Origin of the sequence: Streptococcus sp. oral taxon 056 str. F0418, from assembly GCF_000220065.1 — a bacterium.
Classification (GTDB): Bacteria; Bacillota; Bacilli; order Lactobacillales; family Streptococcaceae; genus Streptococcus.
This window is the reverse complement of sequence record NZ_AFQU01000001.1, coordinates 173,565-198,019: the sequence shown is the minus strand read 5'-3', so window position 1 is coordinate 198,019 and position 24,455 is coordinate 173,565. Positions and strand designations below refer to the sequence as shown.

At 38.1% G+C, this 24,455-nt stretch carries 25 protein-coding genes and 2 pseudogenes; 24 read left to right on the top strand and 3 right to left on the bottom strand.

The features are described 5' to 3' along the window. Positions 1–22: 22 nt before the first annotated feature. The 19 genes and pseudogenes from HMPREF9182_RS00990 (at position 23) to HMPREF9182_RS00900 (ending at position 17,309) form a co-directional block, all read left to right on the top strand. Positions 23–424, top strand: coding sequence for a Spx/MgsR family RNA polymerase-binding regulatory protein (locus HMPREF9182_RS00990; RefSeq protein WP_009443625.1), 402 nt, complete (start codon positions 23–25; stop codon positions 422–424). Between the two features lie 3 nt (positions 425–427). Then, on the top strand, positions 428–706 hold the full coding sequence (locus HMPREF9182_RS00985) for a UPF0223 family protein (protein WP_009754825.1): 279 nt from the start codon (positions 428–430) through the stop codon (positions 704–706). Next, the gene (locus HMPREF9182_RS00980; protein WP_009443120.1) at positions 696–1,469 is read left to right on the top strand and encodes an inositol monophosphatase family protein; all 774 of its coding nucleotides are present in this window, start codon (positions 696–698) and stop codon (positions 1,467–1,469) included. Before HMPREF9182_RS00985 ends, HMPREF9182_RS00980 begins: the two co-directional genes overlap by 11 nt. Positions 1,470–1,471: 2 nt before the next feature. Beyond that, the gene (locus HMPREF9182_RS00975; protein ID WP_009754651.1) at positions 1,472–2,776 is read left to right on the top strand and encodes an RsmF rRNA methyltransferase first C-terminal domain-containing protein; all 1,305 of its coding nucleotides are present in this window, start codon (positions 1,472–1,474) and stop codon (positions 2,774–2,776) included. Positions 2,777–2,889: 113 nt separating this feature from the next. Continuing rightward, entirely contained in the window at positions 2,890–3,753 is an 864-nt protein-coding gene (locus HMPREF9182_RS00970; protein ID WP_037602477.1) for a phosphate ABC transporter substrate-binding protein PstS family protein, read from the top strand. Continuing rightward, on the top strand, positions 3,750–4,667 hold the full coding sequence (gene pstC / locus HMPREF9182_RS00965; protein WP_009754855.1) for a phosphate ABC transporter permease subunit PstC: 918 nt from the start codon (positions 3,750–3,752) through the stop codon (positions 4,665–4,667). The genes HMPREF9182_RS00970 and pstC overlap by 4 nt, the downstream gene beginning before the upstream one ends. Beyond that, positions 4,657–5,541, top strand: coding sequence for a phosphate ABC transporter permease PstA (pstA, locus tag HMPREF9182_RS00960; protein ID WP_009443446.1), 885 nt, complete (start codon positions 4,657–4,659; stop codon positions 5,539–5,541). The genes pstC and pstA overlap by 11 nt, the downstream gene beginning before the upstream one ends. 10 nt (positions 5,542–5,551) lie before the next feature. Beyond that, a pseudogene (gene pstB / locus HMPREF9182_RS00955) lies at positions 5,552–6,354 on the top strand (phosphate ABC transporter ATP-binding protein PstB). 50 nt (positions 6,355–6,404) lie between these two features. Further along, entirely contained in the window at positions 6,405–7,163 is a 759-nt protein-coding gene (pstB, locus tag HMPREF9182_RS00950) for a phosphate ABC transporter ATP-binding protein PstB (protein ID WP_009443798.1), read from the top strand. A gap of 21 nt (positions 7,164–7,184) precedes the next feature. Continuing rightward, the gene (gene phoU / locus HMPREF9182_RS00945; RefSeq protein WP_009754942.1) at positions 7,185–7,838 is read left to right on the top strand and encodes a phosphate signaling complex protein PhoU; all 654 of its coding nucleotides are present in this window, start codon (positions 7,185–7,187) and stop codon (positions 7,836–7,838) included. A 326-nt stretch (positions 7,839–8,164) separates the two neighbouring features. Then, positions 8,165–9,235, top strand: coding sequence for an iron-containing alcohol dehydrogenase family protein (locus HMPREF9182_RS00940; RefSeq protein ID WP_037602473.1), 1,071 nt, complete (start codon positions 8,165–8,167; stop codon positions 9,233–9,235). 103 nt (positions 9,236–9,338) lie between these two features. Continuing rightward, the gene (locus tag HMPREF9182_RS00935) at positions 9,339–11,882 is read left to right on the top strand and encodes a M1 family metallopeptidase (protein WP_009443602.1); all 2,544 of its coding nucleotides are present in this window, start codon (positions 9,339–9,341) and stop codon (positions 11,880–11,882) included. Positions 11,883–12,064: 182 nt separating this feature from the next. After that, entirely contained in the window at positions 12,065–12,349 is a 285-nt protein-coding gene (locus HMPREF9182_RS00930; RefSeq protein WP_009754853.1) for a helix-turn-helix domain-containing protein, read from the top strand. Positions 12,350–12,399: 50 nt separating this feature from the next. Beyond that, positions 12,400–12,726 carry a DMT family transporter gene (locus HMPREF9182_RS00925; RefSeq protein ID WP_037602470.1) on the top strand — a complete coding sequence of 109 codons (327 nt, stop codon included), beginning with the start codon at positions 12,400–12,402 and terminating at the stop codon, positions 12,724–12,726. A gap of 14 nt (positions 12,727–12,740) precedes the next feature. After that, on the top strand, positions 12,741–13,544 hold the full coding sequence (locus HMPREF9182_RS00920; RefSeq protein WP_009443137.1) for an SDR family NAD(P)-dependent oxidoreductase: 804 nt from the start codon (positions 12,741–12,743) through the stop codon (positions 13,542–13,544). Positions 13,545–13,727: 183 nt separating this feature from the next. Further along, positions 13,728–14,171, top strand: a complete 444-nt coding sequence (locus tag HMPREF9182_RS00915) for a hypothetical protein (RefSeq protein WP_009755109.1) — start codon at positions 13,728–13,730, stop codon at positions 14,169–14,171. A gap of 128 nt (positions 14,172–14,299) precedes the next feature. Continuing rightward, positions 14,300–14,974, top strand: coding sequence for a response regulator transcription factor (locus HMPREF9182_RS00910; protein WP_009443861.1), 675 nt, complete (start codon positions 14,300–14,302; stop codon positions 14,972–14,974). Between the two features lie 87 nt (positions 14,975–15,061). Then, positions 15,062–16,363 carry a sensor histidine kinase gene (locus HMPREF9182_RS00905; RefSeq protein WP_303659932.1) on the top strand — a complete coding sequence of 434 codons (1,302 nt, stop codon included), beginning with the start codon at positions 15,062–15,064 and terminating at the stop codon, positions 16,361–16,363. Between the two features lies 1 nt (position 16,364). Further along, positions 16,365–17,309: a ketopantoate reductase family protein gene (locus HMPREF9182_RS00900; RefSeq protein ID WP_009443573.1), complete on the top strand. Its 945-nt coding sequence runs from the start codon at positions 16,365–16,367 to the stop codon at positions 17,307–17,309. A gap of 4 nt (positions 17,310–17,313) precedes the next feature. Here the strand turns inward: HMPREF9182_RS00900 and HMPREF9182_RS00895 are convergent, their stop codons facing one another. The 3 genes from HMPREF9182_RS00895 to coaA form a co-directional block, all read right to left on the bottom strand. Then, the gene (locus HMPREF9182_RS00895; protein WP_009443102.1) at positions 17,314–18,765 is read right to left on the bottom strand and encodes an alpha-amylase; all 1,452 of its coding nucleotides are present in this window, start codon (positions 18,763–18,765) and stop codon (positions 17,314–17,316) included. A 153-nt stretch (positions 18,766–18,918) separates the two neighbouring features. Continuing rightward, a complete protein-coding gene (rpsT, locus tag HMPREF9182_RS00890) occupies positions 18,919–19,155 on the bottom strand; it encodes a 30S ribosomal protein S20 (protein ID WP_001274000.1) in 237 nt (78 codons plus the stop codon). A gap of 100 nt (positions 19,156–19,255) precedes the next feature. After that, positions 19,256–20,176 carry a type I pantothenate kinase gene (coaA, locus tag HMPREF9182_RS00885; protein WP_009754582.1) on the bottom strand — a complete coding sequence of 307 codons (921 nt, stop codon included), beginning with the start codon at positions 20,174–20,176 and terminating at the stop codon, positions 19,256–19,258. Positions 20,177–20,268: 92 nt separating this feature from the next. Here coaA and HMPREF9182_RS00880 point away from each other — a divergent pair, with 92 nt between their 5' ends. The 5 genes and pseudogenes from HMPREF9182_RS00880 (at position 20,269) to HMPREF9182_RS00860 (ending at position 24,325) form a co-directional block, all read left to right on the top strand. Beyond that, positions 20,269–20,856, top strand: coding sequence for a class I SAM-dependent methyltransferase (locus HMPREF9182_RS00880; RefSeq protein WP_009754905.1), 588 nt, complete (start codon positions 20,269–20,271; stop codon positions 20,854–20,856). A gap of 1 nt (position 20,857) precedes the next feature. After that, positions 20,858–22,134, top strand: a pseudogene (locus HMPREF9182_RS00875) (pyrimidine-nucleoside phosphorylase). Between the two features lie 23 nt (positions 22,135–22,157). Beyond that, on the top strand, positions 22,158–22,820 hold the full coding sequence (deoC, locus tag HMPREF9182_RS00870; RefSeq protein ID WP_009755133.1) for a deoxyribose-phosphate aldolase: 663 nt from the start codon (positions 22,158–22,160) through the stop codon (positions 22,818–22,820). Beyond that, complete coding sequence (locus tag HMPREF9182_RS00865; RefSeq protein ID WP_037602911.1) at positions 22,807–23,196, top strand: cytidine deaminase; 390 nt, start codon at positions 22,807–22,809, stop codon at positions 23,194–23,196. Before deoC ends, HMPREF9182_RS00865 begins: the two co-directional genes overlap by 14 nt. A 70-nt stretch (positions 23,197–23,266) precedes the next feature. Next, positions 23,267–24,325 (top strand): BMP family lipoprotein, encoded by a 1,059-nt coding sequence (locus HMPREF9182_RS00860; RefSeq protein ID WP_009754795.1) that lies wholly within the window; start codon positions 23,267–23,269, stop codon positions 24,323–24,325. The last annotated feature ends 130 nt before the right edge of the window (positions 24,326–24,455 follow it).

Genomic DNA, 24,455 nt, shown 5'->3' with positions numbered 1-24,455 from the left:
TAAGAAATAAGAAGAGAAGCACATGATTACACTATTTTTATCACCGAGTTGTACGTCTTGCCGCAAGGCACGTGCTTGGCTGTTAAATCATGAAGTCCCCTTTGAGGAGCATAATATCATGACCAGCCCTTTATCAGCTCATGAATTACAGCATATTCTTTCTTTGACAGAAAATGGGACAGATGACATCATCTCTACTCGCTCAAAAATTTTTCAAAAACTCAATTTAGATGTTGAGGGGCTATCTATCTCTGAGTTAATCAAGTTAATTGAGGAGAATCCGTCTTTATTGCGTCGTCCAATTATTTTAGATGGCAAGCGAATGCAGATTGGATTTAATGAAGATGAGATTCGTGCCTTTTTACCTCGTAGTTATCGTCAGCAAGAATTACGCGATGCTACTTTACGTGCAGAAATTGAATAATATATGAATAAGAATTATAGTTACCCACTCGATTTATCGTGGAGCACTGAAGAGATTGCTTCGGTGCTTTCTTTTTTGAATGATGTTGAAAAAGCTTACGAATCAAAAGTAGCAGCTCAAGAGTTGCTAGCTTCTTATGTAAAATTTAAAAACGTTGTACCAAGTAAAGCTGAAGAAAAGCGAATTGGTCGAGAGTTTGAAGCTGTTAGTGGCTATTCTCTTTATCAGGCTGTTCAGGCTGCTAAAGGCATGGAGAAAGGGATGGTTTCTCTTGGAAGATAAATTTGATTTTGCAAAAAATCTCGTTTTTAAAGCTGGTTCTTACATTTTGAATCACATGGGCGAGGATTTAGAAGTTGAAGAAAAGACTAGCTCAACTGACTTGGTGACTCAGCTAGATAAAAATGTTCAGCAATTATTGATAACGGAAATTTTAAAGCATTATCCAAATGATGCTATTTTTGCTGAAGAAGGCCACCATACTTGTGATATACAAAAAGGAGCAGTATGGGTGATTGATCCGATCGATGGCACAGCTAATTTTGTGGCGCAAGGCTATGACTTTGCAGTGATGCTTGCATACTATGAGAATGGTCTTGGACAATTTGGAATAATCTATGATGTCATGCGAGACGAAATGTACCATGGTGGGGGGCGATTTGAGGTTAAATGCAATGACAAGATATTGCCTCCTTTTCAGAATCGTTCCTTAAATCGTTTCTTAATTGCTTCAAATGCTGGAATGCTTGAGAGCAATGGCTGGGGAGTTGCTGACTTGACGAAGCATTGTTTAGGTGCACGCGCTTATGGAAGTGCGGCTATTAGTTTTAGTCGCATTCTACAAGGACGCTTGTTGACTTATATTACCTATCTCTATCCTTGGGATTACGCAGCTGCCGCTATTTTAGGAGAAAAATTAGGTTATGTCACTTTGACGCTTGATGGTGAGCAACCGAACTTCAAAACACGCCAAGGAATTATGATGCTACCTAAGAAGAAGCTGGCTGAGATTCAATCTTATATTTATCGCAGAGGAGAAAAGTGAGCATGAAGTTTCCAATAGGATTTGAAGAAAAATATCAGCGACTTCTACAAGAAGAAGCCGCTTCTTTTTTCTCAACTTTTGATGAAAAACCAATCTCCGCTTTTCGAATCAATCCTTTAAAAGAAGGCCAGCTTGTTTTTGAAAATCCTATTTTGAATACCGACTGGGGGCATTATGGAAAAGTGTCTGGTAAGTCTCCCGAACATGTGTCTGGTCTGGTGTATTCACAGGAACCTGCAGCCCAAATGGTCGGGCAAATCGCCCGCCCTAAAAAAGGAATGAAGGTTTTGGACCTAGCAGCTGCACCGGGTGGCAAGTCAACCCACTTGCTATCGTATCTTGATAATACAGGCTTATTAATATCGAATGAGATTAGTAGCAAACGTGCCAAGATTTTGGTTGAAAATATAGAACGTTTTGGTGCTCAAAATGTTGTAGTTACCAATGAATCCGCTGATCGCTTAGCGAAAGTTTTTTCTGGCTATTTTGACTTAATTGTCTTGGATGCTCCGTGTTCTGGCGAAGGGATGTTTCGTAAGCAACCTGATGCAATGGATTATTGGTCCCCTGATTACCCAGCCCAATGCGCTGTTTTACAAAGAGAAATCTTAGAGGATGCCGTTAAGATGTTGTCTCATGGTGGGGAGCTTGTTTATTCTACCTGTACATGGGCTCCTGAAGAAAATGAAGAAATTGTAGTTTGGATTTTAGATACATTTCCTTTGGAATTGGTGGATATTCCAAAAATAAATGGAATGGTAGCTGGGATTGATTTTCTGGAAACAGCCCGAATGTATCCGCATCATTTTAAAGGCGAGGGACAGTTTGTTGCCAAGTTTCGCTTTACAGGAGAAAATAAACCAGCCAAGGTGAAATCTGGACGATCAAATTTAACCTCTGAACAGAAGACCCTTTGGCAGGCTTTCCAAAAAGAGCATTTGAAAGTAGAGCTTGAGGGGACTTTACAAACTTTTGGAGATCAACTTTATTTATTACCAGCTGGATTGCCTGATTTATCTAAGCTGAAAATAGCCCGCAATGGTCTTCATTTAGGCATCTTCAAGAAAAAACGCTTTGAACCAAGCTTTGCCTTAGGCTTGGCATTACAGCCCAGCCAAGTCAAAAATAAACTAGAATTAAATCAGCAAGACTTTGAAGTTTACGTAGCTGGCGAAACACTACAAATAAAGGAAATTCTTCCTAATGGCTGGTATCAATTAGTCATTCAAGGAAATGGGCTAGGCTTTGCCAAACTAGCTAATCAAACATTAAAAAACTATTTTCCTAAAGGTCTTCGATTTAGGTAAAAATCTTTTCAAAAATCTATATATATGATATAGTTGGAAATGAGGAGCAAATGCGGAATTGCAGGCTTTTCTGTCCAAACTAAAAGGAGATATAATTTGAGTACAAGAAAAAAATAGCTTTAGGTCTGGCAACTATTTTTCTAAGTTTTTGTTTATCAGCCTGTGCTTCTTGGATTGACCGTGGCGAATCCATGACAGCTGTTGGTTCAACCGCATTACAACCTTTGGTTGAAGCAGCTGCAGATGAATTTGCCTCAAGTAATCTTGGGAAAACCGTTAATGTACAGGGCGGAGGATCTGGAACAGGATTATCACAAGTTCAATCAGGAGCTGTTGAAATAGGAAATTCTGACGTTTTCGCTGAAGAAAAAGAAGGAATCAAAGCTTCTGCCCTTGTTGATCATAAGGTTGCTGTCGCTGGACTAGCTGTGATTGTCAATAAAGAAGTCAGTGTTGATAACCTTACAACAGAACAATTGAAAAAAATCTTTTCAGGTGAATATACTAACTGGAAGCAAGTTGGTGGTAAGGACTTAGAAATTTCCATTATCAATCGAGCAGCCAGCTCAGGTTCACGTGCGACCTTTGACTCAGTTGTTATGAAAGGTACATCTGCAGTCCAAAGCCAAGAGCAAGATTCAAATGGAATGGTTAAGTCCATTGTGTCACAAACTCCAGGCGCGATTTCTTACCTAGCCTTTGCTTATCTGGACAATTCAGTAAAAACAATGAATTTAAACGGAAATAAGCCAACAACAAATAATGTAGCTACAAACGCTTGGCCTCTTTGGTCTTATGAACATATGTATACACTTGGCGATCCCAAAGGTTTAGCAAAAGAATTTCTCAATTATATGCTTTCAGATGAAGTTCAAGAAGGTGTTGTTAAGGGGATGGGGTATATTTCCATTAATGATATGAAGGTTAGCAAGGACGCTGACGGTAATGTCACAAAGATAGAAGGAGACAAGAAATGAAACGTGAAGAATTAGCTAAGAAATTGCTATCATCTTCTAAAAATTCTCGTTTAGAGAAGCTAGGCAAGTATCTGACTTTTGCTTGTCTATCTTTGATTGTCATTATCGTTGCCATGATTTTGGTCTTTGTTGCTCAAAAAGGTCTTTCAACTTTCTTTGTCAACGGCGTCAATGTCTTTGAATTCCTCTTTGGCTCAACTTGGAATCCTTCTGGCAAGGAATTTGGTGCGTTGCCAATGATTTTAGGATCTTTCATTGTGACTATTTTGTCCGCTGTGATTGCGACACCTTTTGCGATTGGAGCGGCAGTCTTCATGACGGAGGTTTCCCGTAAAGGGGCTCGTATACTTCAACCTGCGATTGAATTGTTAGTTGGGATCCCTTCTGTAGTCTATGGTTTTATTGGCTTGCAAGTAGTTGTGCCCTTTGTTCGCTCTATTTTTGGTGGAACTGGTTTTGGTATCTTATCGGGTATCTTCGTCTTATTTGTCATGATTTTGCCGACCGTTACCTTTATGACAACAGACAGCCTGCGTGCTGTACCTCGTCACTACCGTGAAGCCAGTTTAGCTATGGGTGCGACTCGCTGGCAGACTATTTGGCGAGTGACCTTGAAAGCAGCTCGTCCTGGAATCTTTACAGCAGTAGTCTTTGGAATGGCACGCGCCTTTGGTGAGGCACTTGCTATTCAGATGGTTGTTGGTAACTCTGCGGTGGTCCCAACATCATTGACAACCCCGGCAGCAACTCTGACATCTGTCTTGACCATGGGGATCGGAAATACCGTTATGGGGACAGTAGATAATAATGTTCTTTGGTCATTGGCTTTGGTTCTTCTATTGATGAGTTTAGCCTTTAACAGTGTGATTAAATTGATTACGAAGGAAAGGGGTAAGAAAAACTATGCACGCTAAGAAATTAGATAAATTAGCAACAAGTATTCTCTATACCATAGCAGGCATTATTGTGACCATTCTTGCCTCATTGATTTTTTATATCTTGGTAAGAGGATTGCCACATATCTCTTGGTCTTTCTTAACTAGCAAATCATCTTCTTACCAAGCTGGTGGTGGTATTGGAGTCCAATTATACAATTCCTTCTTTCTGCTTGTAATTACTCTGATTATTTCAGTTCCTCTTTCTATGGGAGCAGGCGTCTATCTTTCTGAGTACGCTAAAAAAGGGCCTGTGACTAATTTCATCAGAACTTGTATTGAGATCCTTTCTTCCTTGCCATCTGTCGTTGTCGGACTTTTTGGTTATTTAATCTTTGTTGTTCAGTTTGAGTATGGATTTTCAATTATTTCTGGTGCTTTGGCTCTGACCGTATTTAACTTACCACAGATGACGCGTAATGTTGAAGATAGCTTGCGCCATGTTCACCATACGCAGCGGGAAGCGGGACTAGCTTTGGGAATCTCTCGCTGGGAGACAGTGGTTCATGTTGTTATTCCAGAAGCTCTTCCAGGGATAGTGACAGGGATTGTCTTAGCTTCAGGTCGTATTTTCGGTGAAGCAGCGGCTTTGATCTATACAGCAGGACAGTCTGCTCCAGCCTTAGATTGGTCTAACTGGAACATCTTCAGTATCACAAGTCCAATCTCGATCTTCCGTCAGGCAGAGACGCTTGCTGTTCATATCTGGAAAGTCAATAGTGAGGGAACTATCCCTGATGCAACAGCTGTATCTGCTGGATCAGCAGCCGTGCTTTTGATTTTCATATTGATTTTCAACTTTGGCGCTCGCAAGCTCGGTAGCTATTTACATAAGAAACTAACTTCTGCATAAAGGAGAAGAAATGACAGAATACAATTGGAATGAAAAACATATCATTACTTTTCCTCAAGAAAAAGTGGCCTTAGAAACCAAGGATTTACATATTTACTATAGTAAAAAAGAATCCATCAAGGGCATTGATATGCAGTTTGAAAAAATAAGATTACCGCTTTAATCGGTCCATCAGGTTCTGGGAAATCGACCTATCTACGCAGCCTTAATCGAATGAATGACACCATCGATATTGCAAGTGTGACAGGAGAAATTCTCTATGAAGGGATTGATGTGAACCGTCCCGAAATTAATGTTTATGAAATGCGGAAACACATTGGTATGGTCTTCCAAAGACCCAATCCTTTTGCTAAGTCCATTTATCGAAACATTACCTTTGCTCATGAGAGAGCAGGAGTTAGAGATAAGAAAGTCTTGGACGAGATCGTTGAAACTTCACTCAAACAAGCAGCTCTTTGGGATCAGGTCAAGGATGACTTACATAAGTCAGCTCTGACTCTCTCAGGTGGGCAGCAGCAGCGTTTGTGCATTGCTCGTGCCATCTCCGTCAAACCTGACATCTTACTGATGGATGAGCCTGCTTCAGCACTGGACCCCATTGCGACCATGCAGCTGGAAGAAACCATGTTTGAACTTAAGAATAACTATACCATCATCATTGTGACCCACAATATGCAACAGGCTGCTCGTGCTAGTGATTACACAGGATTTTTCTATTTGGGAGATTTGATCGAATACGATAAGACGACAAATATCTTCCAGAATGCCAAATTACAATCAACAAATGATTATGTATCTGGTCATTTTGGATAAGGGAATTCCACGTTGATCATAACAGTGTATAAAAGTTAAGGATAGATAAAATGACAGAACCTATTTTACAAGTGAAAGACTTGTCGGTTTATTATAATAAAAAGAAGGCTTTAAATAGTGTATCTCTGGATTTTCTGCCAAATGAAATTACAGCTTTGATTGGACCATCAGGTTCTGGGAAATCAACACTCCTGAAAGCAATCAATCGGATGGGAGATCTTAATCCAGAAGTAACAACGACTGGAACAGTTGTCTATAATGAGCACAACATCTATAGTCCTAGAACTGATACGGTTGAGCTACGAAAAGAAATAGGCATGGTTTTCCAACAGCCCAATCCTTTTCCTATGACAATCTATGAAAACGTTGTATACGGTTTGCGTATTAATGGGGTTAAAGATAAGCACGTCTTAGATGAAGCGGTGGAAAAATCACTAAAAGGTGCTTCTATCTGGGATGAAGTAAAGGACCGTTTACATGATTCGGCTATCGGCTTATCTGGTGGACAGCAGCAACGGATCTGTGTAGCTCGAGTACTTGCTACAAGTCCTAAAATCATCCTTCTGGATGAACCAACTTCAGCCTTAGACCCTATTTCAGCAGGGAAGATTGAAGAAACCCTCTACAGCTTGAAAGATCAATATACCATGCTTTTGGTTACACGATCTATGCAACAGGCGTCACGGATCTCGGACAAAACAGCCTTTTTCTTAGGAGGCGATTTGATAGAGTTTAATTCGACCAAGCAAATGTTCCTAGAACCTGCTCACAAAGAGACTGAAGATTATATTACTGGTAAGTTCGGATAAGAAGAAAGGATAAAGACAAGTATGCTTCGAGTACAATTTGAAGAAGATTTAGAAAAGTTGCATAATCAATTCTATGCAATGGGAAATGAAGTGCTTTCGCAAATCAATCGTACAGTTCGTGCCTTTGTAACGCATGACCGTGAAATGGCTAAAGAAGTCATTGAAGAAGATGCGGAAGTGAATGAATACGAAGTGAAATTGGAAAAGAAATCTTTAGAAATTATTGCTTTACAGCAACCAGTTTCTCAAGACTTACGGACAGTTATTACTGTCTTGAAAGCAAGCTCTGATTTGGAAAGAATGGGCGACCATGCTGTATCTATTGCTAAGGCAACCATTCGCATGAAAGGTGAAATTCGCATTCAATCTGTTGAGGAAGAAATCAAGAAGATGGGACGCGATGTGAAAAACTTTGTCGAATCAGCTTTGGATCTTTACCTTAATGGAAGTGTAGATCAAGCTTATGAAGTGGCTGCTTTAGATGAAAAAATTAATCATTATTTCGAAAATATTCAGGAATTAGCGACAGAAGAAATTCGCAAGAATCCAGAATCCATCGTAACAGGCCGTGATTATTTCCAAGTTATCAATTATTTGGAACGTATTGGCGATTATGCAAAGAACATTTGCGAATGGGTTGTCTACTTTGAAACAGGTAAAATCGTTGAAATGTAATATTTTAAAAGAGGCTGGGACAAAAGTCCTAGCCTCTCAATTGTTTTTGTATTGTCGAGCATGACGCAGTGGTTGAGTGGGCTCTACTACGCTGATTCCATCAGCTTTTACAGCCCTACTCAACTGTGCGGAGGTGGGACGACGAAATCGAATTCTAACGAATTACCGATTTCTGTCCCACTCTCTTTTATGTTCTATATTTTAGAAAATTAAGAAAATTTTGATTTTTTGTTGAAAGTTTCGATTGACTATGCTAAAATAACTTCTATATTTAAAATCAGCGAGATGATAAAAATTGTTATCGCCCTAATAAAGGAGGAAGTCACATGAGATTTGAACAGGTTGTCCGTAGTACACCAGGTCAGTATATTAGTGAAAAAGGAGCTTTGGCTGCTTTAAAAGATACATTAGTGGAATTTAAGCACCCTTATATTATTACAGGCGATAAATCATATGCAGCTTTTTTAAAGCACTTACCAGAACCATTAGACTTACCGGTTTTGCGATATGATCGAACCGCCTCATATGAAGATATGGAGCGCCTAGCCAATCTTGCTCAGGATGCTGATGTCATCATTGCTGTTGGTGGTGGTAAAGTCTGTGATACAGGAAAAGGAGTAGCTGATAAATTAAATTGTGCTGTTGTTACTGTTCCAACCGTTATCGGTACATGTGCTGCTACAACCCCTGTGGCTGCTGTTTATTATCCGGATCATTCTTTTCGTGAAGTCGCTTATTTTAAGCGAACACCTTATGCCTCTATTGTGGATTTGAATCTTTTAGTAGAGTCGCCGGAAAAATATTTTGTTGGAGGTATTTGCGATACCTTGGCAAAATGGTATGAAGCTGAAAGCATTATCCGCCATTTAGAAGGTAACTTAGAAGCTAATGTAGAAATGGGACTTGCAGCTGCCGAAGTAACCAAAAAAATCTTATTGCGTGATACAAAATCAGCACTTGCTTTCCATGCCAAGCAGGAAGTAAATGATGTCTTTAAACGTGTGGTAGATACAGTTTATAATGTTGCAGCAGCAGTTGGTTGTTTTGCCTGTGAATATGGTCGTATGGCCGGCGCTCATGCCATTCATAATGCTTTATCTCCCTTTAAAGAAACGCATGAAATTGAGCACGGTGTCAAGGTATCTTATGGTTTGCTAGTACAATTAGCAGCTATGAAAGAAGTTGAAGAGACAAAACATCTAATTGATTTTTATAAGGAAGCTGGCTTTATCTATTCTTGGGAACAGCTTGGTATTGAGGAAGCAAAAGAATCGGCTTTTGCAAAAATAGCTGACTATGCCGCTTCAGATAAGGAAAGTTTTAAACTTGCCGTGCCAGGAGTTAAAGCAAAACAAATTGTTGAGGCGCTTTATCTAGTGGAGGAATTAGGAAAATAATAAAGGCAAGTAAGACTTGCCTTTTTCTTTTATTTGAAATATGTTAAAATGAGAACAAAAGAATGTCGATCAGGATTCCTGAATCTTAGACGAGGAGAAAAATATGCAAGCAGTTAAGCATTTTATTGAAACTTTTGTTCCAGAGCACTATGATCTTTTTCTAGATCTGAATCGTGCGAACAAGACTTTTTCGGGGAAAGTAACGATTACAGGTGAAGCCATTTCTAGTACGATTTCTCTGCATCAGAAGGATCTGAAAATTGAAGCAGTAGAGGTTGCTGGACAAGCTCGAGAGTTCACAGTGGATGATGCTAACGAAGCGCTATATATCGAGTTAGAGGCAACTGGCGCTGTGGTTGTGACATTGACTTATACGGGCAAGATTACGGACAATATGACTGGAATTTACCCTTCTTACTATAGTGTAGATGGTGTAAAGAAAGAAGTCATCTCTACACAGTTTGAAAGTCATTTTGCCCGCGAAGCTTTTCCAAGTGTGGATGAACCAGAAGCAAAGGCGACTTTTGACTTAGCATTGAAATTTGATCAGGCTGATGGAGAGATGGCCTTGTCCAATATGCCTGAGATAGAAATTGAAAACCGAAAAGCGACAGGTATCTGGAAGTTCGAGACAACACCACGCATGTCTTCTTACCTTTTAGCATTTGCTTTTGGTGATTTACAGGGAGTGACTTCTAAGACAAAAAATGGTACTTTAGTCGGTGTTTATGCAACAAAAGCTCATCCAGCAAGCAATTTAGAGTTTGCTTTAGATATAGCTGTGCGTTCGATTGAGTTTTACGAGGATTATTACGGTGTTAAATATCCTATCCCACATTCCTTGCATCTAGCTCTACCTGATTTCTCATCAGGTGCTATGGAAAACTGGGGATTAGTGACTTATCGTGAGATTTACCTTTTAGTTGATGAAAATTCTACAGTAACGAGCCGTCAAGAGGTAGCGCTCGTCATTGCTCACGAGTTGGCCCACCAATGGTTTGGTAATTTAGTTACCATGAAGTGGTGGGATGATCTCTGGCTCAATGAAAGCTTTGCCAATATGATGGAATATGTCTGCGTCAATGCCATTGAGCCGACTTGGAATATCTTTGAGAATTTCCAAACAACTGGAGTCCCGCTTGCATTGAAACGGGATGCTACAGACGGGGTACAGTCTGTCCATGTAGAAGTTAAACACCCAGATGAAATCAATACCCTCTTTGATCCTGCTATTGTTTACGCTAAAGGAAGTCGCCTCATGCACATGCTTCGTCGTTGGCTGGGTGATGAAGCTTTTGCTAAAGGACTCAATGCCTACTTTGCCAAACACCAGTACGGAAATACGATTGGTCGTGATCTCTGGGATGCTCTAGGAGAAGCTTCTGGTCGCGATGTAGCAGCTTTTATGAACTCTTGGCTAGAACAACCTGGCTACCCTGTTTTGACTGCTACAGTGGAAAATGATACCTTGAAACTCTCGCAAAAGCAGTTCTTTATCGGAGAACATGAAGATAAGAAGAGATTATGGGTTTTACCATTAAATAGTAACTGGAAAGGTCTACCGGACACGCTAGAAACCGAAACGCTAGAAATTCCAAACTATTCTGCTTTGGTAGCTCAGAATCAAGGAGCTTTGCGTTTCAATACGGAAAACACAGCCCACTATATCACAGACTATCAAGGTGAATTGCTTGATAGAATTCTAGATACTATTGCAGTATTGGATAGTACAAGCAAGCTTCAAGTTGTGCAAGAACGCCGTCTCTTAGCAGAAGCAGGACATATTTCATTTGCTGATTTGATCCCGGTTATTGAGACGTTGACGGAAGAAACATCCTATTTGGTAGTATCAGGAATTAAGGCGGTACTCAATGAACTTAAACTATTTGTAGACGAAGGTAGTGAGAGCGAACAACTCTATCATAACTTGATTAGAAAACTTAGCTGCTTTAACTTTGATCGACTTGGTTTTGAGGCTAAAACAGGTGAAAAAGATGAGGATGAATTGGTTCGTCAAATCGTAGTTGGAAATTTAATTGCTGCCAATGATGAAAAAGCAATTCAAGAAGCAGAACGCATCTTTGATTCTTATAAAGATGATTTGGAAAAACTTCCTGCAGCTATTCGTTTGCACATTTTGATTAACCAAATCAAACATCATGAGAGCAAAGAACTGACGGAACAATATCTGAAGAATTATGTATCGACGGTTGATGGAAGTTTCAAGAGACAATTAGCTTCAGCTTTGGCCTACACTAATGATAGGGAAGCGCTTGATCAAATTTTAGAAGCTTTAAAGAATAAAGACATTGTCAAGCCACAAGATTTGGCTATGAGCTGGTATCTGCCTTTACTCAACCACGATTTTACTCAAGCTGCTGTCTGGACTTGGGCGCGTGAAAATTGGGATTGGATTAAGGCAGCTTTAGGTGGTGATATGAGCTTTGATAAGTTTGTTATCTATCCAGCTAATGCCTTCAAGACACCAGAAAGGCTCGCTGAATACAATGCTTTCTTCGAACCTCAGTTGTCAGATATGGCAATTAGTCGCAATATCAGCATGGGTATCAAAGAAATTGCTGCTCGTATAGCGCTTATTTCTAAAGAAAAAGTAGCAGTAGAAAAGGCATTGAAATCAAGTAAGTAATAGATAAAAAACAGTGGATATCGCAGTCTGCTGTTTTTTTAGAAGTCAGTATAAGGTGGGTATCCTAAAAATCATGTTATAATAGCAGTGTCAAATAATTTTTACTTAGAATTGTATAGAATGTTAAAGAATTTCGTCTAGTCAATTTGCGAAGAAAAGAATAAGATAGAGAGGAAAAACAGATGTTAGGAAAACAATTAAAATTACATAGAGAACAAAAGGGCTATAGTCAGAATCAAATTGCAGAATATCTGGGCACGACGCGTCAAACTATCTCGAATTGGGAAAATGATAAAACAATTATAGATAGCCAGAGTTTGATTCACTTAGCTGATTTTTACCAGATCTCTTTAGATGAGTTATGTGGGCGAAAAATGATTTCTGTTTACAAGAATTCAAATATCAAGTCTATGATTTTAGCCAACGCTTGCACACTTTGGACCTGCTTCACTTCTGCTCATCGCTAAATCAATTGTTTTCCGACTAGCTTTTCAATTCTATTGATTCTAGGAGGACAATGATGTCTTACGTTTATTTAACTCTTGCTATTGTATCTGAAATAGCTGCCACAAGTCTGTTAAAACTGTCGCAAGGTTTTTCGAAAATGTTTTTTGGGATTCTTGCTTTAGTCTTATACGGCTTGTGTTTTTTCTGTTTATCCTTATCTTTGAAAGGCATTCAACTAAATCTAGCCTATGCTATTTGGTCGGGTATCGGATTAGTTGGAACAACTGTGCTATCTATTTTATTTTTTCATGAAAAAGTAACGCTCACAAGCCTCTTGGGAATTACTTTGGTCATTGTGGGGCTTGTTATATTAAACCTATCACAAAAGATTCACTAACGAGGGGGTATGTTATGGGTGACAATTATTTTAAAAATAAAAAGGTCGTTATTATTGGTGCCAGTGGAAATTTGGGACAAGCCTATACACAAGCTTTTTTTCAAGCGGGTGCTCATTTATTTCTTTTAGGTCGCAATATGGATAAATTAGCTTCTTTTTCCGAGGATATTGCTTCCAACATTCCGATTTGCTCGGTAGATATAACAAATGAAGCTTCTATTAAGGCAGCTGTGTCTGAAGTTCAAAAGTGGTCCGATAGTCTTGATATTGTTATTAATGCAACAGGATTTGACGTACGAAAATCCTTAACATCTCACTCTGTAGAGGAGATCAATCAGACTATGGCGATTAACCTAATAGGAGCTATTCTTGTCAGCAAACATTTTTTACCTTTGCTGAAAAATCAAAAAGGAGCAACCATCGTGCATTCGGGAGGTTTTGCAGATGGTAGACTGGCCTTTCCCTATTATAGTGTAGATGTCGCGAGTCGAGCCGGACTTTTTTCTTTTATCGAGTCAATGAATCGTGAATTAAAGCAGGAGCAGAAAAAGATGTATCTAACGTATTTTTGCCCTAATGCAGCAGATACACCATCAGAAAAGCCTTATCATCCTGTCTGGAGAGAGATGGGGATCGCTATTTCAAGTACAGATCAAGTCAGTCAAGCTTTACTTAAAGGTATAAAATCTCATAAAAGGGTAATTTTGATGGGACAAGCTACAAAGATTTTTGCGGCATTAAACCTACTATCCCCATCAATTGCGGATCATCTTTTGCTGAAACGATACGGTCGTATATTAAAAAAATATTTTGGATGAATTTTCTATCCTTATTCTAAGAATTTCCTCATCTTTTAGTATTCTTTAAGAAAAAATTTAGCTCCTTTTAAGAATAAGGACTTATGATAAACATATCTTAAAGAAAGGATGTGATGAACTTGAAGCTATAATCTTCACAACTTTATCACACTTATTACTTAAAGAAAGAAGGAAACGTATCGAATGAAGAATGAAAAAATGATTGTTGTTGAAAAAAGCGCCAAGTGGTGGATGTCTGTTGTAGCTAGTGCATCGCTTGCTGTAGGTGTGCTCGGTGGATATACCATTCACTCATTGACAAATAGTGCTAGTACAGCGAATCAACGCTCCACTGTTCAAACAAATATGCCTCAGCAAAATAACCAGCAAGGCCATCAAATGCAAGGTCCTGGTGGACAGCCTCCTCAAGGGCAAGGAAATGAGAATGGCATGCCTCCACAAATGAATGGTCAAGAGGGTCAAGCTGGACCAGGTGGAAACAGTGGTTCTGGAGGGCAGCCTCCTCAAGGAGAAAATGGCCAACAGAATCATAATTCTAAGAAAAAACCATCAAATGCAGATGGAAGCACAAAAAACGAAAATAAAGATTCCAACAAAAATAATGCTGGAAATTCCACAAATTCTTAAGCCATTAGCACAAGTCATGATATAATAGTAAGAGAAAATATACTTCAAGAATAAAACTGATTTTTTTAATTTGTAGTTGATAGTTGAATCAAAAGTTGTTTATTTTCTTAGAGCAGGAGGAGAACCCGATGATTAAGATTTTATTAGTAGAAGATGACCTTGGATTATCGAATTCCGTATTTGATTTCCTAGACGATTTTGCGGATGTTATGCAAGTTTTTGATGGTGAAGAAGGCCTTTACGAAGCAGAGAGTGGAGTATATGACTTGATTTTACTTGACTTGATGCTACCTGAAAAGGATGGTTTTCAAGTATTAAAAGACTTGCGTGAAAAAGGGGTCACAACTCCTGTGCTGATCATGACTGCTAAAGAAAGTTTAGACGATAAAGGGCATGGTTTTGAATTAGGTGCAGATGATTATTTGACAAAACCATTTTACTTGGAAGAGCTAAAAATGCGCATCCAGGCTTTACTTAAACGTTCTGGTAAATTTAACGAAAATACCTTGTCTTATGGCGATGTGACAGTGAATCTTTCTACCAATGCAACTTTAGTAGAAGGAAAAGAAGTAGAACTGTTAGGGAAAGAATTTGATTTGTTAGTTTATTTCTTGCAGAATCAAAATGTTATTCTTCCTAAAACGCAGATTTTTGATCGTCTTTGGGGATTTGACAGTGATACAACGATTTCAGTTGTAGAGGTCTACGTCTCAAAAATTCGGAAAAAACTGAAAGGAACGACATTTGCGAACAATCTTCAGACACTTCGCAGCGTCGGTTACATTTTAAAAAATGCTGAATAGACTTAAAAAACAGTTTATGCGGATGATTTTTCATATTTCATTCGCTATTTTGGTGTGTTTACCCTTATTTTCTCTGCCATGACGCTTTTGATTATTCAAATTATGCGCTCAGGTCTGTATACAACGGTTGATGATAATTTAAAAAGCCTTCGTCAAAATCCAAGGTCTGTCTTGCACCTAGCTCTATCACGTGCTGCATATATGCAGACTGCTGTGGACGAAGACCGTGCTTCAGTTTCAGGAGAAGAGACGGATCATCCAAAAGACCCCGATTCTCTAGATAATCTCAAAGTGAATTCAAATACAGAGGCCATCCTTTTTGATGAAGATCTAAAACCATTGACTACGGGTGATCACTTTTTAAGTTTTAAAAAAACGACAATAGAAAAGAAGCAAATCAATAAAATTACTCAGCTGAGCATTACAAATAGCTATGGTCAAGAAGAAGTATATCGTACACTAGTTTTTGAAATTGACCCAAGTGAGTTTTTATCGACGAATCTTTTAACAAAAGTGAAGTATGCTGCTGTTTTGATTAATGTCAATCAATTAGAACAAACTAGTCAAAATCATGAACAAATTATTGTGATTGTTATGGTTAGCTTTTGGTCTATTTCGATCATTGCCAGTATTTATCTAGCGCGTGTAAGTGTTAAGCCTTTAATTGTTGGTATGCAAAAACAAAAGGCATTTGTAGAAAATGCCAGTCATGAGCTTCGTACACCGTTAGCAGTTTTGCAGAATCGTTTAGAGACACTATTTAGAAAACCAGAAGCAACAATCATGGAATCTAGTGAAAGCATCGCCTCTAGCTTAGAAGAAGTGCGCAATATGCGGATGTTAACAACTAACTTATTAAATTTGGCTCGACGTGATGATGGAATCAAGGCTGAAATGGCAGAGATAGAGCCTGACTTCTTTACAACAACATTTGAAAACTATGAAATGATTGCAGATGAAAATGAGAAAATTTTTATCTATGAAAATCATATACAACAAGTTATAAAGACTGATCGAACCTTACTCAAACAACTGATGACGATTCTATTTGATAATGCGGTTAAGTATACAGAGGAAGACGGAGAGATTCAATTTGTTGTTTGGATCAAGGACCGTTACCTTTATCTTCGTGTGCTAGACAACGGCCCTGGAATCAGTATGGAAGATAAGAAAAAAATCTTTGATCGTTTTTACCGTGTGGATAAAGCTAGAACGCGTCAAAAAGGCGGATTTGGCTTAGGACTTTCACTAGCTAAGCAGATTGCTGATGCTTTAAAAGGGACTATCACTGTAAAAGATAACAAACCGAAAGGTACAATTTTTGAAGTTAAAATTGCCGTCAAAGTAGATAGCAAGAAAAAAGCAAACAGATTAATAGAAAATAGTTAAAATGAAAATATTGATTTACGGTGCTGGAACTATTGGGCTGACTTATGGCTGGCTCTTGAGCCAAGAGCATGATGTGGAAGTTTTTGTAAAAGAGAGCAGTCTATCTAGTTATCAAGACGGTATTTCGCTTTTTGTCAAAGATTTGCGGAAACATGAGAAATCATATCGCATTCACCATTTTGCTCCCAAATTGGTTACTAGTTTGATTAATCATTATGATTTGATTTTGTTGACAGTAAACAGCAGTCAAATTAAACAAGCTGCGAAGGAACTTTCGACTTTAACAGGAAAGACTCGTATCTTGATTATGCAAAATAATTGGGATATTACTGAAAAAACACTGCCTTATCTTGATAGAGAAAGCTATTCACTTGCTTTTCCGTCGTCAGTTGGAGGCGGAAGAAAACATGGAAAAGTAAAAGTCATTATTTTTCAAGCTCCCACTCTAATTGATGAAGACGGGCATCACAATATAATTCGTAGAATATTTGAAACATGTCAGTTAAACTGTAAAAATGTGCCAGATTTAGCGAAATGGATGAAAGTTCACTGTCTTCAAGAAGCTGTCATGGCAGGTGCGATAGCAGAATCTGGAAGCTTTGAGGCTGTTTTGACAGATACGCAAGCAATTCGAAAGTTGATTCTTGCATGGCGCGAAGGAATTCTCCTATGTGAAAAGGAAGGTATTTCTAAAAAAGCTTATAAGCCGACCAAATATTTGTTTTTGCCACTTTGCATATTAATTCCAGTATTGAGAAGTTTTTTAAAGCAGCCACTCACTCAAGAGATGATAAGAGGGCATCTGACATCAGGCTTTCAAGAGTGGACAGATCAATATCAGGAAATTTTAGAAACAGCAAAAAAGAGGGATTTTCCCATGCCTACATGGCAATCATACCAGCCTTTTATAGAGAAGTATAAACAAAAAAATCAGCAGAAAAGCTGATTTTTTATTGTTTTATAGACCAGACACTCACTGATTTTTTGTTTACTGGAAATACTGCCCATCCATCTTGGTCTATTTTGACGGTTTTTTGGCAATTATTTAGATAATCCGAGCATTCTTGCCCCGACCATTTCTTACCAAAATACATACGCTTGGAATTTTCAGAGCTATTTGTTAATACAATAGCGATTGGTTGGCTCCCATTTTGTCCTGCTCTGGTCCATCCGATGCAGTGTGGATCGTCAAAATAATCTTTTTGCTCACCGTATGCAAGATTCAAGCGAATATCCAATAATTTATCAATAGTATCTTTGAAATCTTGTTGAGCAAATTGACCGGATATGCCATAGTAATCGCCATAAAATACACAAGGAAGACCGCTTTCTCTAAGTAGTATCAGGGCATACGCTGCTGGTTTGAACCATTCTTCTATTGTAGATTCTAGAGCTTGTCCACGTTGGGTATCGTGATTATCTACAAAGGTTACAGCAGAATCTGGATGATTTTTCACTAAAGTTTGGTCAAAAATTGTTCGCAAATCATAAAGTTCATCTAAACGACTGGCATCAAAAAGATTGTTATGTAGGCGCACATCTACCAAATCGAAGCGATAATTGATGTTTTCTAAGTATTCGTTGTTTGCCTCTTCATCGCCATTCCAAAATTCACCAAAAACGTGAAAGTTATCGCCATATTTCGCTAGTATGTCTCGTATAAAGTTCCTCATGAAAAAAGAATCGATATGTTTAATCGCATCCAGACGAAAACCAGCGACACCTGTTGTTTCAATAAACCAGCAACTCCAGTCGTAAAGATTTTTGATGACATCAGGATGCTTAAAGTCTAGATCAGCATACATGAGGTAGTCATAGTTGCCGTTTTCATTATCGACCAGTTCATCATTCGCCCAACCTTTGTTATCTCCTTGGATAAGATAGATACCAGATTTACGGCGTTTGGCATCGTAGTCTGTACCTGTAAAGTGATACCAATGCCATTCAAAATCATTATACTGTTTCTGACGCCCTGGGAAAGTAAAATGCGTCCATCCTTTGATTGTAAATGGTTCTGAAATAGCAGTAGTACGATCATTTGGATCGACTTCGATAACAGAAAAAGTCTCCGTCTGATCGGCAGCTGCTTTATGATTTAATACAACGTCCGCTATTGGAGTAATTCCATAATTTTTTAATACGCGAATCGCATTTAAATATTCTTCTTTCAATCCATACTTTGTTCGTATGGATCCTTTTTGATCAAACTCTCCTAAATCAAATAAATCATAAACACCATAACCAACATCATTTGTATTGGTTGCTTTAAAAGCAGGTGGCATCCATACTTGAGTAATTCCTTTAGAGGCCAAATTGGGTGCATCTGCACTCAGGCGATTCCAATGCTGACCATCATCTGGGAGATACCATTCAAAATATTGCATTAAGGTCTGGTTTTTCATGAGAACTCCTTGATTGTTAACAAAACTATATCTATTCTACCAAAATAAAATAAGTAAAGCGAACGTTTGCACAATCTTTCAGGATTTGCTTTAAATCATTTTGAATTTGATAAATAAAAAAAGCTCTAAAGAGCTTTTTTTATTTAAAAACAATTATTTAGCAAGTTTAGCTGAAAGACGTGCTTTATCACGACTTGCTTTGTTTTTGTGAATCAAACCTTTTGTTTCTGCTTTATCGATTGCTGAGCTAGCAGCACGGAAAAGTTCTTCAGAAGGATTTGCTTCAAATGCTTTAATAGCAGTACGCATAGCTGATTTTTGAGCTGAGTTTTTTTCGTTTTGTTTAACGTTTAGTTCAGCGCGTTTGATAGCTGATTTAATGTTTGCCAAGTTTTTCACCTCCAATGTATACTAACTATCTAATTATATATGAAAAGTTACTATTTGACAAGTCTAAATTCTTTTTTTGCGAAAAATGTCTTGATTTCAACTATTTTTTTAAATAAATTTCATCAATTTCGTGATCGTAAGTCTTATGTAAGATAAGCTCAGCACGATTACGTGTTGGCGCAATGTAGTCTTGTAAGTTAACAAGATTAATTGTTTTCCAAATATTTTTAGCCATTTCCATGACCTCATTAATAGGTTGATGGGTAAAGCGATGGTAATAATTGCTCTCGTCTTTTTTTGCTAAATCTAGTAGTTTTTTAAAACGATCTAAATACCATTTTTCAATATTTTCGACTTCTGCATCCACATAAATCGAAAAATCAAAATAATCTGTAATGTAGAGTAAATCATTTTGAGGATTTTGGAAAACGTTTATTCCTTCTACAATTACGAAATCAGCAGCTTGAATAGATTGAGTTAGATTTGGAACTATATCGTAGATTTCATGAGAGTATACTGGAACTTGATAATCTTGTCCATTTTTTAAATGATCTAAAAAATCTAGTAGCAGCTCCATATTATAGCTTTCAGGAAATCCCTTACGATTCAATATGTTTTGCTGTTGTAGAATGGAGTTGGGATACAAAAAACCATCTGTTGTCACTAATTCCACCTTGGCATTCTCAAAAGAACGAGAAAGGAGGATTTGAAGAAGACGGCTGGTTGTTGATTTTCCTACCGCAACACTACCTGAAATTCCAATGATAAACGGTTGTTTTTTCAGATCTCTTTGTAAAAATATTCCTTTAGAAAAGGATAATTCTTCTTTGGAACGTTTGTAAATCTGAATCAAATTTGTCAGAGGAAGGTAGATATCCACAACATCTTGTAAACTGATTTCATCATTAAAACTCTTAATAGAGTTTAACTCCTCTTCGGTTAGAGGAGGAGTCGTTTTACGGTGTAAATTTTGCCAAGTTTCTCGATTGATCTTATCAAAATGAATGAGTTCATTTGTCATACGATTCTCCTATCATGGTGTTTAGTATATCACATTGTGGAAAGAATTGTAAACGATTTACAAGTTTAGTAAAAGTATGGTAGAATGGTTTCATGACTAAAATGTATTTTGCAGAAAATCCAGATGCTGCACATGATATTCATGAGTTAACTGTTTGTTTGTTAGACCATAGGATGACTTTTTTGACTGATGCAGGTGTCTTTAGTAAAAAAATGATTGACTACGGAAGTCAAGTTCTTTTATCTACATTAGATTTTGAGCCTGAAGAAAGTGTCTTAGATGTCGGTTGTGGCTATGGTACACTAGGATTGACTCTTGTCAAGGCAAAGAAACTGCATGCAACTTTGATAGATATCAACCAACGTGCCTTAGATTTAGCACGAAAGAATGCAGAAAAAAATCAAGTGTCAGCTATTATTTTTCAGTCAGACATTTATAGTGAAGTACATGGAGAATTTGATCATATAATCAGTAATCCACCTATCCGTGCGGGAAAGAAAGTTGTGCATGAAGTTATTTCTGGAAGTTACAATCATTTAAAAAAAGGTGGAGATTTGACCATTGTCATACAAAAAAAACAAGGTGCTCCGAGCGCCAAGGCTAAAATGGAAGAAGTTTTTGGTAATTGTGAAATAATAAAAAAAGATAAGGGTTACTATATCTTGAGGAGTGAAAAATAATATGAGAGCAGTTGATATTATCCAAAAGAAACGAGATGGTTTTGAATTAAGCAAAGAAGAAATTCAATGGTTAATTGATGGCTATGTTGCTGGTTCAGTACCTGACTATCAAATGTCTGCTTTTGCCATGGCGGTTTACTTTAAAGGAATGACAACCAGAGAAATTTCAGATTTAACGATGACAATGGTTGGAACCGGCCAGCAAATTGATTTATCAGAAATTTCTGGGATAAAAGTGGATAAGCATTCTACCGGTGGTGTTGGTGATAAGGTTACCTTGATTCTGGTTCCTTTAGTTGCTAGCTTTGGAGTTCCAGTTGCTAAAATGAGTGGACGAGGCTTAGGTCATACAGGCGGAACGATTGATAAGCTTGAATCGGTAAAAGGATTTCAAGTTGAAAGAAGTCAAGAAGAATTTATTAAACAAGTTCAAGATATTGGGCTTTCTGTGATTGGTCAGTCAGATCAGTTAGTGAAAGCAGACAAGTTATTGTATGCTCTTCGAGATGTTACAGCTACAGTAGATACGATACCTTTAATTGCTAGTTCAGTTATGAGTAAAAAAATTGCAGCTGGTGCAGATAGTATTTTGCTCGATGTAACAGTAGGTGAAGGCGCCTTTATGAAAAACATTGAGGATGCGCGACAACTCGCTAAGACGATGGTTGAGCTAGGGAAAGCTGTTGGTAGACGAACAGTTGCAGTCATTACAGATATGAGTCAACCAGTTGGAACGAGTATTGGGAATCGATTAGAGATTCTTGAAGCTTTGGAAATTCTGCAGGGAAAAGGAAGAGAAGACGTGACACATTTCATCTGCGAATTAGCTCAAATTATGCTTAGTCTTGCAAATGTAGAAAAAACAGTTGAGGAAGTCCGCGAACATTTAATGAATGGTTCTGCACTTCATAAATTTGAAGCGATGATAGAAGCACAAGGTGGTAATAAAGAAGATCTATATAGACCTTCGAGTGCGCAATATATCGTGGAGGTTTCTGTAGATGAATCAGGCTATATTTCTGAGCTTCCAGCTATGGAATTTGGGCTCTTTGCAATGCGTCTAGGAGCTGGTAGAGCTGTAAAATCAGATGATTTAGACTTTGAAACTGGAATTGTTTTTGAGAAAAAATAGGAGAATTCATTCAAGCTGGTGACGTCATCGCTAAGATTTATGCGAATCAAAAAATTTCAAAAGAATTGCTTACAGAATTCAAAAAAAATGTTAAAATAAGTAATGAGCGGAAAGAAGTAAGTGAAATCATTGAGGTTATTGCTTAACTTCTATTCTAGGAGATAAGAAAATGAATTTAAATCAATACATTGATCATACACTTTTGAAACCTGAAGCTAGTAAAGATCAGGTTGTAAAGTTAATTGAAGAAGCAAAAGAATATAATTTTGCAAGTGTATGTATTAATCCTACTTGGGTTAAACTAGCAGCAGAAATGCTAGCTACTTCAAATGTAAAAGTTTGTACAGTTATTGGCTTTCCACTTGGTGCGACAACTCCTGAAGTAAAGGCTTTTGAGACATCAAATGCTATAAAAAATGGCGCTGATGAAGTGGATATGGTGATAAATATTGGCGCATTAAAATCTGGTGATCTTGATTTGGTTGAGAGAGATATTCGTGCGGTTGTTGAAGCGAGTTGTGACAAGCTTGTTAAGGTCATTATTGAAACATGTCTTTTGACTGATGATGAAAAAGTTGTGGCATGCCAGCTTGCGCAAAGAGCAGGTGCAGATTTCGTGAAAACTTCTACAGGTTTTTCTACAGGTGGTGCTACCGTTCCAGATGTTGCATTAATGAGAAAGACCGTTGGACCTGATATGGGAGTGAAAGCTTCTGGTGGAGCACGCTCTTTTGAAGATGCTCAAGCCTTTATTGATGCAGGTGCAACTCGGATTGGTACATCATCAGGTGTTGCCATCATGAAAGGGGAACATGCAAGTGGCAACTACTGATTTGATTGATTTAGCGGTTGAAACAAGCAAATACGCTTATGTTCCGTATTCCCATTTTCCTATTGGAGCTGTTCTGGTTGCAAAAGATGGCCGGATTTTTACAGGAGTAAATGTGGAGAATGCGAGCTTTGGTCTGACAAATTGTGGGGAGCGAACCGCAATATTTAAGGCTGTTTCTGAAGGTGTGCAGGATTTTGAAGAGTTAATAGTCTATGGACAAACGGAAAAGCCTGTATCCCCATGTGGTGCTTGTCGCCAAGTAATGGCTGAGTTTTTTGATAAGGATTTAAAAGTGACTTTAGTCGCTAAAGATAAATCGACGGTCGTGATGACGGTCGGGGAGTTACTTCCATACTCTTTTACCGACTTAACTTAGTTGGTAGTCTGGGTCATCTGACCACACAATTTCGCAACATTGTTGCATATCTTATTTAGGAGGTTCAGAAATGAACAAGAAACAATGGCTAGGCCTTGGTCTAGTAGCTGTCGCAGCAATCGGTCTTGCTGCATGTGGTAATCGTGCGTCTAAATCAGACAGCAATTCAAAAGCTAAGACGGATCTAAAAGCTGCGGTTGTAACAGATACTGGTGGTGTTGATGATAAATCATTCAACCAATCAGCATGGGAAGGTTTGCAAGAGTGGGGTAAAGAGAATGGTCTTTCAAAGGATAAAGGCTATACTTACTTCCAATCAACTAACGAATCTGAATATGCAAACAACCTAGAGCAAGCAGCTTCAGGTGGTTACAAAGCTATTTTTGGTATTGGATTTGCGCTTCGTAATGCTGTAGAAGCAGCTGCCAAAGATCACTCAGACATTAACTATGTTATCATTGACGATGAAATCAAAGGACAAGACAACGTAGCTTCTGCCTTGTTTGCTGATAACGAAGCAGCTTACCTTGCTGGTGTTGCAGCAGCTAAAACAACTAAAACTAAAATGATTGGTTTTGTTGGTGGTATCAAAGGTGCTGTTTTGACTCGTTTTGAAAAAGGTTTTGAAGCTGGTGTTAAATCAGTTGATCCATCTATCAAAATTGATGTACAATACGCTGAATCATTTGGTGATGCAGCAAAAGGTAAGACGATTGCCGCTGCTCAATATGCAGCAGGTGCTGACATCGTTTATCAAGTAGCTGGTGGTACAGGAGCTGGTGTTTTCAACGAAGCAAAAGCGATCAATGAAACCAAAAATGAGAGCGAAAAAGTTTGGGTTATCGGTGTTGACCGTGACCAAGAAGCAGAAGGAACATTTAAATCTAAAGATGGTAAAGAGTCTAACTTCGTTCTTGCTTCTACTTTGAAAAAAGTTGGCGGAACTGTAAAAGACCTTGCTACAAAAGCAGCTAAGAAAGAGTTTCCTGGCGGGAAAACATCTGTATACGGCTTGAAAGACGGCGGTGTAGACTTGACTACAAAAGCTTTGTCTGAAGACGCTAAAAAAGCTGTTGAAGATGCAAAAGCAAAAATTCTTGACGGAAGCATCAAAGTTCCTACAGAATAAGATTGAACAATGACACTCAAGAAGCGACCCGACCTTCATGGGTCGCTTCTTTTGAGTTTGAGACAAGATATTTTGTCTCAATAAAGTTTATTAATTTTTATTAATAGATTTTATTGAAATAAAATTTCTG

Excerpts from the sequence above, each read along its gene's own strand:
- HMPREF9182_RS00990 (WP_009443625.1), top strand. The coding sequence starts at position 23 with ATGATTACACTATTTTTATCACCGAGTTGTACGTCTTGCCGCAAGGCA.
- HMPREF9182_RS00985 (WP_009754825.1), top strand. The coding sequence starts at position 428 with ATGAATAAGAATTATAGTTACCCACTCGATTTATCGTGGAGCACTGAA.
- HMPREF9182_RS00975 (WP_009754651.1), top strand. The coding sequence starts at position 1,472 with ATGAAGTTTCCAATAGGATTTGAAGAAAAATATCAGCGACTTCTACAA.
- pstC (WP_009754855.1), top strand. The coding sequence starts at position 3,750 with ATGAAACGTGAAGAATTAGCTAAGAAATTGCTATCATCTTCTAAAAAT.
- pstA (WP_009443446.1), top strand. The coding sequence starts at position 4,657 with ATGCACGCTAAGAAATTAGATAAATTAGCAACAAGTATTCTCTATACC.
- pstB (WP_009443798.1), top strand. The coding sequence starts at position 6,405 with ATGACAGAACCTATTTTACAAGTGAAAGACTTGTCGGTTTATTATAAT.
- phoU (WP_009754942.1), top strand. The coding sequence starts at position 7,185 with ATGCTTCGAGTACAATTTGAAGAAGATTTAGAAAAGTTGCATAATCAA.
- HMPREF9182_RS00940 (WP_037602473.1), top strand. The coding sequence starts at position 8,165 with ATGAGATTTGAACAGGTTGTCCGTAGTACACCAGGTCAGTATATTAGT.
- HMPREF9182_RS00935 (WP_009443602.1), top strand. The coding sequence starts at position 9,339 with ATGCAAGCAGTTAAGCATTTTATTGAAACTTTTGTTCCAGAGCACTAT.
- HMPREF9182_RS00930 (WP_009754853.1), top strand. The coding sequence starts at position 12,065 with ATGTTAGGAAAACAATTAAAATTACATAGAGAACAAAAGGGCTATAGT.
- HMPREF9182_RS00925 (WP_037602470.1), top strand. The coding sequence starts at position 12,400 with ATGATGTCTTACGTTTATTTAACTCTTGCTATTGTATCTGAAATAGCT.
- HMPREF9182_RS00920 (WP_009443137.1), top strand. The coding sequence starts at position 12,741 with ATGGGTGACAATTATTTTAAAAATAAAAAGGTCGTTATTATTGGTGCC.
- HMPREF9182_RS00915 (WP_009755109.1), top strand. The coding sequence starts at position 13,728 with ATGAAGAATGAAAAAATGATTGTTGTTGAAAAAAGCGCCAAGTGGTGG.
- HMPREF9182_RS00910 (WP_009443861.1), top strand. The coding sequence starts at position 14,300 with ATGATTAAGATTTTATTAGTAGAAGATGACCTTGGATTATCGAATTCC.
- HMPREF9182_RS00900 (WP_009443573.1), top strand. The coding sequence starts at position 16,365 with ATGAAAATATTGATTTACGGTGCTGGAACTATTGGGCTGACTTATGGC.
- HMPREF9182_RS00895 (WP_009443102.1), bottom strand. The coding sequence starts at position 18,765 with ATGAAAAACCAGACCTTAATGCAATATTTTGAATGGTATCTCCCAGAT.
- coaA (WP_009754582.1), bottom strand. The coding sequence starts at position 20,176 with ATGACAAATGAACTCATTCATTTTGATAAGATCAATCGAGAAACTTGG.
- HMPREF9182_RS00880 (WP_009754905.1), top strand. The coding sequence starts at position 20,269 with ATGACTAAAATGTATTTTGCAGAAAATCCAGATGCTGCACATGATATT.
- deoC (WP_009755133.1), top strand. The coding sequence starts at position 22,158 with ATGAATTTAAATCAATACATTGATCATACACTTTTGAAACCTGAAGCT.
- HMPREF9182_RS00860 (WP_009754795.1), top strand. The coding sequence starts at position 23,267 with ATGAACAAGAAACAATGGCTAGGCCTTGGTCTAGTAGCTGTCGCAGCA.